General features: G+C 71.9%; 5 protein-coding genes. All 5 read left to right on the plus strand.

Annotated features, from left to right (window positions below):
- Positions 1-4: 4 nt before the first annotated feature.
- From BLW84_RS13505 to BLW84_RS13525, 5 genes are read left to right on the plus strand one after another with little or no spacing between them, the layout of a single operon-like run.
- Positions 5-3,139: a non-ribosomal peptide synthetase gene (locus BLW84_RS13505; protein ID WP_093265432.1), complete on the plus strand. Its 3,135-nt coding sequence runs from the start codon at positions 5-7 to the stop codon at positions 3,137-3,139.
- A gap of 15 nt (positions 3,140-3,154) precedes the next feature.
- Positions 3,155-3,538 (plus strand): phosphopantetheine-binding protein, encoded by a 384-nt coding sequence (locus BLW84_RS13510; protein ID WP_177226445.1) that lies wholly within the window; start codon positions 3,155-3,157, stop codon positions 3,536-3,538.
- Positions 3,535-9,975: a non-ribosomal peptide synthetase gene (locus BLW84_RS13515; RefSeq protein WP_093265435.1), complete on the plus strand. Its 6,441-nt coding sequence runs from the start codon at positions 3,535-3,537 to the stop codon at positions 9,973-9,975. Before BLW84_RS13510 ends, BLW84_RS13515 begins: the two co-directional genes overlap by 4 nt.
- Complete coding sequence (locus BLW84_RS13520; protein ID WP_093265436.1) at positions 9,972-12,380, plus strand: penicillin acylase family protein; 2,409 nt, start codon at positions 9,972-9,974, stop codon at positions 12,378-12,380. Before BLW84_RS13515 ends, BLW84_RS13520 begins: the two co-directional genes overlap by 4 nt.
- Entirely contained in the window at positions 12,373-13,167 is a 795-nt protein-coding gene (locus BLW84_RS13525) for a thioesterase II family protein (protein WP_093265438.1), read from the plus strand. The genes BLW84_RS13520 and BLW84_RS13525 overlap by 8 nt, the downstream gene beginning before the upstream one ends.
- Positions 13,168-13,203 lie beyond the last annotated feature (36 nt).

Consider the following 13,203-nt stretch of genomic DNA (forward strand, 5'->3'; position numbering starts at 1 on the left):
GACCGTGCCAGGCCCGACGAAGACCCGAGCGCAGGGCGTGCTGACCGACTTCGACGCCCGGCTGGCGGCCGATCCGCACGCGCCGGCCGTCGCCGACGACCGGTCGAGCCGGACTTACGCGCAGCTCGACGCCGAATCCACCGGTTATGCCAACGCGTTGCGCGAGCGAGGCGCCGATCGCGAGGTCGTGGTGGCGATCGTCGCCGAGCGCGGACCGCAGTACGTCGCGATGGTGCTCGGTGTCCTCCGGGCCGGTGCCGCGTTCGTGCCCATCGAGCCCAGCACGCCGCCACACCGGGCGCGTCAGATGTGCGCGACCGCGAGCGCGCGCGTCTTGCTCGTCCAGCCGGGCCACGAGGCATACGCCGCCGAGCTGGTCGAGGGAGCCGAGCCGGCGCGGGCACTGGTCGCGGTCTCCCCGGCAGCCGTGCGCACCGACGCCGTTGCGGGGTTCCCGGCCAGGGAGCCGGACGGCTTGGCGTACGTGATCTTCACGTCCGGCTCCACCGGCACCCCGAAGGGCGCGATGGTGACCGACGGGGGAATGGCCAACCACATCGCGGCGAAGACGCTCGACCTCGCGCTCGGCCCAGCCGACGTCATCGGGTTCACGGCGCCGTTGTCGTTCGACATCTCCGTCTGGCAGGCGCTGACCGCGCTGACGACCGGCGGCGCGGTGGCCGTCGCGTCGCCGGTGAACCTGGCGGAACCCGCCGCGCTCGTCGCCTGGGTGCGCCGACATGGCGTCACGGTCCTGGAAATCGTGCCTTCCTTCCTCGCCGTCGTCCTCGACCAGCTTGCCGATGACGAGCGGCTGCGCGCCGGGTTGGGGACGTTGCGCTTCCTGATCGCCACGGGAGAAGCGTTGCCTGCCCGGCTCGCGCAACGCTGGTACGAGTGCTGCCCGGACATCGCGTTGCTGAACGCCTACGGCCCGACCGAGTGCTCCGACGACGTCACCCACCACGTCGTCACCGAAGCGGAGTGCGCGACGCGGGCGTGGCCGCCGATCGGGCGGGAGATCATCAACACCACGGTGCACGTCGTCGACCCGCAGGGGCACGCGACACCTCCCGGAGTCGAGGGCGAACTGCTGGTCGGCGGGCTCGGGGTGGGGCGGGGCTACATCGGCGATCCGGTCCGCACCGCGTTGGCGTTCGTGCCCGACCACCTGTCCGCGGCGCGCGGCGCCCGGCTGTACCGCACCGGAGACCGGGGCAGCCGCGCATCAGACGGCACGATCGACTACCACGGGCGACGCGATCGCCAGGTCAAGGTCCGCGGGCACCGGGTCGAGCTCGGCGACGTCGAAGCCGAGCTGCTCCGGGTGCCCGAGGTGGCCTCGGCCGCGTGCGTGTTCTCGACGGGGCGGCTGCGGGCCTTCGTGACGCTCCGGACCGGCTCGGCGGAACCCGATCCAGCGGACCGGATCCTAGAACTGGTTCGGGCATCCGCGCCGAGCTACCTCGTGCCCCACGAGTTGACCGTCCTCGACCGGATGCCGACCGGTACCTCCGGGAAGGTCGACCACCAGGCGCTCGACGGACACCGGGAGGCCCGGGCGGCCGAGGCGGGGGCGAGCGACGAGGACACGTCGCTGGCGGCGGTCCGGGCGATGATCGCCGAGGTCCTGGGAGTCCCCGCGGTGGGCGCCGACGAGGACTTCTTCGCGGCGGGCGGCGACTCGCTGTCGGCGATGAACGCCATCTCGCTGGCCCGCAAGCGCTTCCACGCGGACGACGCGTCATTGCGCGAGTTCCTCGCCGACCCGACGCCGCGCCGGATGCTCTCGGTGCTGAAGGATGCCCGGTCGGCGAGCCGGCCGGAGCACACCGAACTGGAGCCCGGAGCGTTGTCGTCCGGCCAGGAACGGCTGTGGTTCCTCGAACAGCTGCATCCCCGCAAGGGCGCTCAACTGATCCGCCTGGGGCTCACCTTGCGGGGCGATCTCGACCTCGACGCGCTCCAGCACGCGCTGAACGCCATCGTCAGCCGCCACGAGCCGCTGCGCACGGTCTTCTCCCAGGAACGCGGCATCCCGGTCGGCACCGTGTGGCCCAAGGCGGAGGTGACCTTGGAGCGCGTCGCCGGGGACGTCGACCTCGTCTCCGATCTGGTCGACGGTTCCGAGCTGTCCGTCCGCACCGAGCAGCCGCCGCTGATGCGGGCCCGTCTCGCGCGGATCGCGCCCGACCACCACCTCCTCACGCTCCTCATCCACCACCTGGTGGCCGACGGGTGGTCGCTGGCCGTGCTGCGGCGGGAGATCGCCACGTACTACCAGCGGTGGGTCGACGGAGAGCCGGACGTGCCGATGCCGGACAGCACCTTCGCGCGCTACGTCGGCGAGGAACGCAGATGGCTGGGCAGCTCCGAGGCCGAGGAGTGCGAGCGGTACTGGACCGATCAGCTCGACGGGGCACCGCCGGCGATCGACCTGCCACTGGACCGGCCTCGCCCGGCTCGGCCCGACTTCACCGCCGATCACGTCGTCGTCGAGCTCACGGCGGCGGAGACCAGCGCTCTGCTGCGGACCGCGCGGGCAATGCGGGCCACGCCGTTCATGGCCGTGATGGCGGCGTTGCACGTCGTGCTGCGCGATGTCACCGGCACCGACGATCTCGTCGTCGGGATCGACTCGATCAACCGGTCCTGGCCGGGAAGCGAAGATCTCATCGGCACGTTCGTGAATCAGCTCCCGGTGCGACTGGCGGCACCGGAGGCCGCCCCGACCTTCGGTGCCCTGTTGGAGCAGGCGCGGCGGCAGTGCGTCGGGGCCTACGAGAACGACAGGCTGCCGTTCCACAAGATCGTGGCCGCCGTCAACCCGCCACGCCAGGCAGGCCGGTTCCCCCTGTTCCAGGTGAAGGTCACGCACCAAAGCGCGTGGCGCACGGGCGTGGCGCTGCCCGCCATCGAGGTGGTGCCGAGCGAGATCTCGGAACCGGTGACCGATCTCGACCTGATGCTCGACGTTTCCGGCGAGTCGGACCGCCTCCGGCTCGAACTGGTCTACCGGCGCGAGGTACTGGACCGCGAGACGGCCGCGGCCTGGCTCGAAGCGATCGGCGAGGTCCTCCGGGCCGGCGCCGCGGACCCGGACGTGGCCGTCCCACCCGGGGCCCAGACCGATCGATGACAGGAGGTGATGGCGATGGACGTCCCGAGCACCCGGACGCCTGAGAACACGCCGGGCTCCGTTGCCGAGCCAGTCCAGGCGGGCACTGGGGCCGCCGACGCCGAGGAGCCGGCGCCGGTCGGCCCGCAGACGCCGACCGAGGCGCTGGTGGCCGAGGTGTGGTGCGAGCTGCTGGAGCTCGACGCGGTCGACGTGACCGAGGACTTCTTCGTGCTGGGCGGGCATTCCATGTTGGCGGCACAGGTGGTCTACCAACTCGCCGATCGGACGGGGATTCCCTTGGAGCTGGAGGTGTTCTTCGACCTGGGCACCGTGGCGGAGGTCGCCGCCGAGCTGGACCGCATCCGGTCCCTCGGGCCCGACCTCGACGAGTCCCGCATCTACGAGGAGGAACTGTGAACGCGCACGACCTCGTGCGGCGGCTGGACGACCTCGGTGTCGGGCTGACCCTCGTCGACGACCGGATCCGGTATCGCAGCCGGGGTGCCCAGCTCGCGCCCGAGCTGGTCGCCGAGATGAAGCAGCACCGCGCCGAGCTCGTCGACATCCTGAACCGGCGCGCGCAGCTGCGGTGGCCGCCGGCTCGCGGCGACGCCGACGACCAGGAACGCCGGGGACCGCTCAGCAAGGCGCAGCAGACGCTCTGGGCGACGAACTACTTCCTGGAGGACGGCACCTACAACGTGTGCGGGGCCCTGCGGCTGCGCGGCGAGCTCGACGACGTCGCGTTCGCGGCCGCGCTGGAAGACGTGCACCGCAGGCACCCGTCGCTGCGCACCGTGTTCCCCGTTGCGCTGGGCGAGCCGGTTCAGCACGTCCTGCCAGCGGTCGCGACGCCGGTCGTGTTCCAGGACTTCTCGCACCAGCCGCCGGGAACGGCGCTCGACGAGTGCCTGCGGGAATGCGCGCGACTCGCGGATCGCAAGCTCCCGCTCGACACCGCGCCACCGGTGTCCATGTGCCGCTACCGGTTGGCCGAGGACGATCACGTCTTCGTCGTGGTGCTGCACCACGTCATCGCCGACGGCGTCTCGGTCGGCGTGCTGCTGGAAGACCTGGCCCAGTGCTACAACGCCCGGTTGGACGGCAGTCCCGTCGAGCCGTCCGCGGGTGACGTCGACATGCTCGACTACGCCCGGTGGGAGCAGGAACACCTCCGCTACGCCGACCTCGGAACCGCCCGGCGGTACTGGAAGGAACGGCTCAGCGACGCCGCTTTCGGGCCGTTGCCCCTCCCGCCCCCGCGGGAGGAGTTGCGGGAAGATCACCGCGGCGGCGCGTACACGGCGATCATCGATGCGGCCACGACCGCGGCCGTGCGCCGGCTGGTGTCGGAGAGCCGCTCCAGCTCCTTCCTCGTCGTCTCGGCCGCCATCTCGTCGATGCTGTCCAGGTACACCGGCCGCGAGGACATGGTGGTCGGGATGCCGGTGGCCCGCCGCGACCGCGCCGGGCTGGAGAAGCTGGTCGGCCTGCTGCTCGACATGATCCCGGTCCGGCTCGAACTAGGTGGCGGCCCGAGCTTCGCCGACCTCGTCAAGCGGACCAGGACCGCGGTCCTCGGCGCGATGGGCAATGCCGTGGTGCCGTCGGAGATCGTGCTCGACGAGCACGCGGCGCGCGGCGATGCGGCGGGCCGGGCGCTGTTCAACGTCATCGTCACCGACGCGGGCACCCAACTGCCGGAGCCGAGCTTCCGCGGTCTGGAGGCGAGCCACCTGGAGGTGGCGCAGGTCGGTGCCAAGTACGACCTCAACTTCCTGGTGCGCGACGACGGCGACACCCTCGCGATCGACGTCGAGTACGACCGGCGGGCGGTCGGCGAGCAGGACGTGGCCGCCATGACATCGATGGTCCGCAGGATCCTCGCGCAGGGCGCGGCGAATCCGCAGCGCCGTGCGGCGGACCTGGCCGCGGCGCCGTTCGGCGAGATCGGAGCGGGCGCGGTGGGCGAGCACGCCGACCGGGTGCCAGGTGCGGACGAGTCGCTCGTCGCCCGGCTCGCCGCGATGGCGCAGACCCGCGGCGACGCCGTCGCCGTCAGCCACGACGGCGCCACGCTGTCCTACCGGGAGCTTGCCGGTCTGGTCGACCGGATCGCCAGGGGACTCCGCCGGGAAGGCTTCGGCGCGGGCGACGTCGTGGCGATTTCGCTGCCGCGCGGCATCGACCTCGTCGCCGCCATCGTCGGCGTCATGGGCAGCGGCGCCGCGTGCCTGGTGCTCGACGACTCCTGGCCGCAGGCCCGCGTCGACCGCGTCCTCGCCGACGCGGACGCGCGCCGGATCATCGCACCGGAACCGGATTCGGGCAGTGGGCGCGTCACCGTCGCGCAGTTGGCCGAACTCGGGGCGGCGGCCGCCCCGAGCGAGCCGGTGCCGGCGCAGGCCACCGCTTACGTGATCTACACATCGGGATCGACCGGTCGCCCCAAGGGCGTGCACGTGACCCACCACAACCTCCTGAGCCTGCTGGGCGCCACCGGCGACGCCTACGGCTTCGGCGCCGACGACACGTGGACGCTGTTCCACGCCTGTTCCTTCGACGTCTCGATGTACGAGATGTTCGGCTGCCTGCTGCACGGCGGACGGCTGGTGGTGGTTCCACAGTGGACGACGCGGGAGCCGGAGGCGTTCGCCCAGCTGCTGCAACGGGAACGGGTCACCGTGCTGAGCCAGACGCCCTCGGCGCTGTCGGTGATGCTTCCGGCGATCGAGCGGAACCCGAGCGCGGCCGAGCACATCCGCTACGTCCTGTTCGCCGGAGAAGCGCTGGATCGCAGGCTGGTGGATCAGTGGTACCAGGCTCTTGGTGACCGGACCCAGCTGGTCAACATGTACGGCATCACCGAGACGACCGTGCACGCGTCGTGGCGGTGGCTCCGGCCGGACGACGCGCACACCGCGGAATCCGACATCGGCGGCCCGCTGCCGGGCACCTCGCTGCACATCCTGCACGACAACGGCACGTCGGTGTTCGACCGCTGCGTCGGGGAGATTTACGTCGGGGGCCCGCAGGTGAGCGCGGGCTACCTCGGCAGGCCCCGGGAGACGGCCCTGCGGTTCGTGCCCGACCCGTTCGGCCCGATCCCGGGATCGCGGATGTACCGCTCCGGCGACCTCGCCCGGCGGAGCGGGACCGGCATGTCGTACCTGGGCCGGCGGGATTCGCAGGTGCAGGTCAACGGATTCCGCATCGAGCTGTCCGAGATCGAGGAGGCGCTGGCCGGTCAATCCGGTGTGGCCGCGGCCGCGGCCGTCACGACACCGGACGACGGCGGAACCCGGATCGTCGCGGTCGTCGTCGCCGAGGACGACGCGGACCTCTCCGCCGCCGAACTCATCCGGGGCGCGCGTGCCGTCCTACCCCGCTACATGATCCCGCACGCGGTCGCGGTCGTCGCGGAGCTGCCGCTGACCAACAACGGCAAGCTCGACCGCGCCGCGGTGGTTTCTGCGGCGACAGCCGCGATCACGTCGAGCCCGCGGGTTTCCACGCCACCGCAGGGCCCCGCGGAAACCCTCCTGCTGGAGCTGTTCCGGGAGGTGCTGGGCGACGATTCCGCCTCGACCGCCACCGATTTCCTGGAGCAGGGCGGCGATTCCATGCACGCGATCCACCTCGTGGGCCTCGCCCGCGAGCGGGGCCTCGCGTTCAGCGTCCGCGATGTCTACGAGGCCCCGGTGCTCACCGAACTCGCGGCGCGCGCAGTGCTGCGGGATCAGGACGCCACCGAGGCGTCGGCGGAGCGCGAGCCGTTCTCCCTGCTGCCCGCCGAGTTCGCCGGTTCGTTCCCCGACGATGTCGAGGACGCCTACCCGATGACGGCCATGCAGACCGGCATGATCTACCACCAGGAGATCGCTCCCGGGGCGGGTGTCTACCACATCGTGCTCAGCTACCGGGTGCGCGGAACCATGGATCCGGTGGCGTTCCGCGCGGCGGCGCAGGCCGTCACGGACGCGCATCCGATCCTGCGGACCAGCTTCGACCTCGGCCACGCCCACGGACCGGTGCAGCGCGTGCACACCGCCGTCGACGTCCCGGTGGAGTTCGAGGACCTCGCGAATCTCGCCCCCGCGGACCAGGAAGCCAGGATTCGGCAGGTCGTCGAGACCGAGACCGCGAGCTCCTTCGACCTCGCGCGGGTCCCGCTGTTCCGGCTCGTGGTGCTCACCCTGTCCGCGGACGACTACCAGCTGGTCTTCGCCCACAACCACGCCATCCTGGACGGCTGGTCGGTGAACGTCTTCTTCGAGGACCTGCACGCCCAGTACCTCGACCGGCTGCACGGCGGTTCGGGGCGTCCGCTGCCGCGGCCGCGGACCAGGTTCGCGGACTACGTCGCGTTGGAGCAGCGAGCCCTGGCCGACCCCGCCGATGCGGACTTCTGGCGCGAACGGACTTCGCCGGAGGCCCACCTGATCGCCCCCGGCAGGTCCGGCGATCCCGTCATGCGGCAGCTGCACGAGGACCTGCCCGGAACGATCGACGAACTGCGGGCGGTCGCCGCGCAGGTGGGGGTGCCGCTCAAGGCCCTGCTGCTCGCCGCGCACATCCGCGTCGTCGCCTGGTTGACCGGCCACGACGACGTGGTGACCAGCCTCGTCTTCGCCTGCCGCCCGGAGGAGCAGGATTCCGACCGGATGCTGGGCCTGTTCCTCAACCAGCTCCCGGTGCGCGTCGAACTGGCCGACCAGAGCTGGGCCGAGTTGGCCCGGCAGGTGCACCGCGGCGAGTCGGACATGATGCGGCATCGCTGGTACCCGCACGCCTCGATCCAGCAGGAGCACGGCTCGCGGCCCATCTTCGACTCCAGCTTCAACTTCACCGACTACCACACGACGCGAAGGCTCGTGCGCGACGGCAGCCTGGAGGTCCTCGACAGCTACGAGCTCGAATCCACCCACTACGCGTTCGGCTCCAACTACACGGTCGACGTCCGGACCCACGAGCTCCGGATGATCCTCGAGTACGACGCCTCGGCCGTGGCGCGCTCCACGGTCGCACTCGCCGCAGAGGCTCACCGCCGGATCTTGTCGGCGATCGTCGCCGATCCGGACAAGGCGTGCCGGAGCACGGCCCTGCCCGGAGTCGTCGACCTGGCTCGGTTGCTCGAGTCCGAGCTGGGCACGCCGGAACCGGATGAGCCGGCGCGGGAAACGGCGAACGGCGGGGCCGTGGTGCCGGAGTCGGCAGTGGACCAGAGCACGCCGGTCGAGCCGGGTCTCGCCCGCAGCGCGCGCAAGGCGTGGACCGAAGTGCTGGGCGTGACCGACTTCGGCGCGGACACCAGCTTCTTCGAGGTCGGTGGCTCGTCGTTGACGGCCATGCGGGTGGTGAGCATGCTCCGCGCGCAGCACGGTCAGCTGTCGATGGGTGCGTTCATGGAGAACCCCACCGTCAACGGCACCGCACGGGCGCTCAGCGCGGCGTCGAATTCCACTGACGACGCCGTGGCGCCTGTGGCGGACGCGGACCCCGTCGGCGACGGGCCGCGCCGCTATCCCTTGTCGCGCGCCCAGCACCAGATGTGGTTGCTGGCGAGCAAGTTGCCGGAAGTGGCGCTGTTCGGCATGCCTGGCGCGCTCCGGGCAGAGGGGCCGCTGGACCTCGACGTGCTCAAGCGCACGCTCGCCTCGCTGGTGCGGCGCCACGAAGCCCTCCGGACGCGCATCGTGAGCACGGACGACGGCCCGGAGCAGGTGGTCGAGCCGCAGGCCGACCTCGACATCGAGGTCGTGGACCTGAGCGGGCACGCCGATCCGGTCGCCGACTGCGAGAAGCTGATGGCGGCCGCGGTGCGGGAGCCCATCGCGCTGGATCGCGCGCCGCTGATGCGCGCCATCGTCTACCGCATCGGCGCCCTGCGGCACGTGATCTACCTGAACATCCACCACGTGGTCTGCGACGGCTGGTCGCTGGAACTCCTGCTGGGAGAGGCCGCGCGGACCTACCGGGAGCTGGCGGCCGGCGCCGGAACCGCGGATCGGCCGGCCGCACCGGGCAGCGGGCGGCTGGCCCTGGCACGGGCCGAGTGGGCGGAATCGCCGGCGGCGAGGCGACAACTCACCTACTGGGTCGACCGACTGACTCCGCCCTGGACCTCCCTCGCCGCCGGGCCTTCGAGCCGATTCGCCGCCGCGGATCAGGCCACGTTCGTCGAACGCCTCCGTTCCGCTTCCTGCCAACGCCGACTGGACCGCGCTGCGATCGAGCCGGTGCGCGACGCCGCCCGTCGGCACGGCCTGACCGAATTCATGGTGGTGCTGACCGCCTTCGCGACGGCGTTGCGGTCCTGGAGCGGACAGGACGACATCCGCGTCGCCACGATGCTGGCCAACCGCGCCCAGCCCGGCACGGAGGACGTCGTCGGGCTGGTCGCGAACACGGCCGTGCTGCGGATGCAGGTCGGCGCGGACGCCGATCCCGTCGACCTCAGCCGCGAAGTCCAGCGGGCGTGCATCGGCGCGTACGAGAACCAGGAGGTTCCGTTCGAGGACGTCCTGACCGCACTGGCGGAGCGCTACCCCGCGGAGCAGCGGACCGGCCCGATGTACGAGGCCATGCTCGTCGTCCAGGAGGAGACCACGGCCGTCGCACCGGACGACGGGCTCGAGTTCTCGCCCTACCGATCCGACCGCGGCGTCCTCACCACCTCGATCGCCGCGACGAACTGCGAATTCGTCCTCGGCGTGACGCCGGACGACGGTGCGCTGGTGCTGAACCTGCGCTACAAACCGGCGATCACCGACCGGGCGGTCGCGGTCGAACTCCTCGACGACATCGCGACCGCGTTGACGGCGACCGCCCGGGCGATGGGGGAACGCGCGTGACACCTTGCCCGGTCCACCGCCTTCGCTACCGGCGCCTGTGGCGGCTCCCCTCGGTCCGCACGATCGGAACGACGGCGCTCGTGACGGTGGCCGCGGTTGCGCTCGGCGCCGTCGTCGCGCCGCTGTGGGCGCCGTTGGTGGTGCTCGCCGTCGGAGCGGCCGTGATCATCGCCGAAGTTCGGCGGCACCGCGCTCGCATCGCGATCGAGCTGCGGCTGGTGCGCGCTCTGGTCCGCTCGGGTGGTGGTTGCCCCGGCGACGTCGAGGTGCCGGGCCTCGGCGCCGAGGTGCGGATGGAGGCGATGCCCAACGGCGTCACGAGGATCGAGGGGGCCTCGTTCCTGGATGCCGTGCGGGCGCTGGGTTTTGCGATGGGCTCGGATCGCGCCTTCCACCTCGACCTGCTGCGGCGAACGGCGAAGGGGCGTCTTTCGGAGGTTTGGGGGCGCACGGCGTTGCCGGTGGACGAGCGCTACCGGCCGCTGGGACTGGCCCGGGCGGCCGAGGCGGCGACCGCGTCCCTGGAGGCACCGGAGCGAGACGTCCTGACGGCCTTCGCGGCGGGCGTCAATGCGTCGATGCGGCATCACGGCTCGCCGTTCGAGGCCCGGTTCCTCTCGTACCGGCCGGAGCCGTGGACGGCAGCGGACAGCGTGTTGATCGCGTTGTTCCTGTTCCATTCGCTGTCCTGGAACGAGCAGCCGAAGCGCGCCGATGCCGTGATCCGGCGGGTGTTCCCGGACGACGTCGCCGATTTCTTCCTGCCGGGTGCGGGGCGGGAGCCGTCCATCCCGGAAGGCCTGGGGCGCCTGCGCGCGCCCGAGCCGGTTCCCGACGTCGTCGCGCTCGACGGGGCGGTGCCCGGATCCAACTGCTGGGTCCGGGGCGGCCCCGATGCGCGGCACCCGCTCCTGGCCTGCGACCTCCACTTGCCGCTGACCATGCCGAACCTGCTGTACGAGGTGGATCTGCGCTGGCCGGGGCAGCGAGTGCGCGGCCTGGCGGCGCCCGGTCTGCCGGTGGTGCTGACCGGGCGCAACGAGCACGTCGCGTGGGGAGTGACGAACCTCAGCGCCGACGTCCTCGACCTGGTCCCGGCCGCCGACGCCGACGGCTCGGCCGGCACGACCACCGGAACCGAACGGATCCGAGTCCGGGGCCGTGCGGATGCGCAACTCGACGTCACCCGCGTCGGCACCATGCCCGTGTCCCGGAATCCCTTGCTGGGCGAGAAAATCGCCATCCGGTGGACCGGTCATGATCTCCGCAGCTGCGACCTGAAGTTCCAGCGGCTGGCCCAGGCATCCAGCGTCGCGGAGAGCATCGAGCTGCTCGAACAGGCGCAGGGCATCGCGCTCAACGTGCTCGTCGCGGACGATTCGGGACGCATGGCGCACCTGGCGACCGGGCTGCTTCCACGGCGACCGGCCGATCGCCGCGGCGCCGCGGACGGGTACCTCACCGGAGCGCAGCGGCCACGCCTGGTCGATCCGCCATCGGGGATCCTGGTTTCGGCGAACGACGCGGCGCTGACCGAGCGCACCTTCCAGATCGGCTACGACCTCGACCCCGGCCACCGCGCCCGCCGGTTGCGGCGACTGCTGGCCGAGGCCGCGGACCCCGATCCGGCCGCCATGCGCGCGATGCAGCACGACACGGCCGCCGAGTTGTACCTGCCGTACCGCGATCTCGCGGTGTCGGCGCTCGCCGGCCGCGGCGACCGCGTCGCAGACCTGCTCGCGTCCTGGGACGGCCGGGCCGATGCCGCTTCCCAGGCGTTCGGCGTCCTCGTGCGGCTGCGCGAGATCATCGCCCAGCAGGTCCTCGGCGCTTACCTGGCGGTGTGCCGGGAACACGACCCGGACTTCCGGTACCCGTTCCGCGCGGCCGATGGGCCGTTGCTCGCCATCCTCCAAGCCGAGGACCCGTCGCTGCTACCGCCCGGGGAGGAAGCCGGCGGCTGGGCGGGTTTCGTCGCGCGCTGCGTGGATCGAGCCGTGGCCGAACTCGGGGGAGCAGCGGGCCTGCCGACTTGGGGCGAACTCAACTCGGTGGGCCTGGACCATCCGCTAGCGGGGCTTGCTCCGTGGGCAGGCCCGCTGCTCGGGGTCGCGGCGCGACCGCAATCCGGGGCGCTGCACAGCGTTCGGACGTGCGTTCCGGGATTCGCCGCGGTCGGTCGCGCCGTTTTGTCGCCCGGGGCGGGCGGTTTCGCGGAATTCGAGCTACCCGGCGGACAGTCGGGCCACCCGTTGCGCGCGCAGTTCGACGACCGCCACCGCGAATGGTCGAGCACCGGTTCGCGCGCCGCCCCCGCGATGCGCGGCGGATGTGCATTCGTGTTGCGGCCGGCCGGATCGCCGAGTTCCGCAGAGCCAGTGGACGTGGGAGGCCGCGATGAGTGAACCGCAGACAACGACCCGACCGGCCCTCGTCCGCATCGGAGCGCGGACGTCGCCGCGGCTCCGGCTGCTGTGCGTGCCGTACGCGGGTGCCGGAACGGCCGCGTACCGGACTTTTCCCCAGGCGCTGCCGCCGTGGGTGGAGGTGTGGGCGATCCGGCTGCCGGCTCGCGAAAGCCGGCTGGCCGAGCCGCCACTGGCCGACATCCGGTCGGTGGTGGACGTCTTGGTCGAGGAGTTGGCCGGGGACGAGGCGTTCGGCCCGGCGCCGGAAGGGCGCGCGCCGTTGCCCTACGCCCTGCTCGGGCACAGCATGGGCGCCCTCGTCTGCTTCGAGCTCGCCCGGGCGCTGCGCCGGCACGAATTGCCCCAGCCCGCCCACCTCTTCGTCTCCGGTCGTCGCGCACCGAACATCCCCGACGAGCTGCCGGCCATCCACCGGCTGCCGGAGGCGCAGTTCCTCGCCGAAGTCCGGCGGCTGGGCGGCATTCCGGATTCGGTGCTGGCCGAGCCCGGGCTGATCGACCTGATCGCCCCGGCGCTGCGTGCGGACTTCGCGGTCTGCGAGACCTACCGGCACACCGAAGAACCGCCGTTGCCCTACGGCATTTCGGCCTTCGGCGGGCGGTCCGACCCCACGACCACGCCGGAGCAGCTCGCCCGGTGGAGCGAGGAGGCCGACGGCCCGTTCACCATGCGGCTCTACCCCGGTGACCACTTCTTCATCCACGCCCACCACCGGCAGATCCTGACCGAGATCTGCCGGGACATCGACCCCGGGCAGCCCTGATCCGCGCCCCGGAAGCCGCTGAAGACGGAGACATCG

Source organism: Saccharopolyspora shandongensis (assembly GCF_900106995.1).
Taxonomy (GTDB): domain Bacteria; phylum Actinomycetota; class Actinomycetes; order Mycobacteriales; family Pseudonocardiaceae; genus Saccharopolyspora; species Saccharopolyspora shandongensis.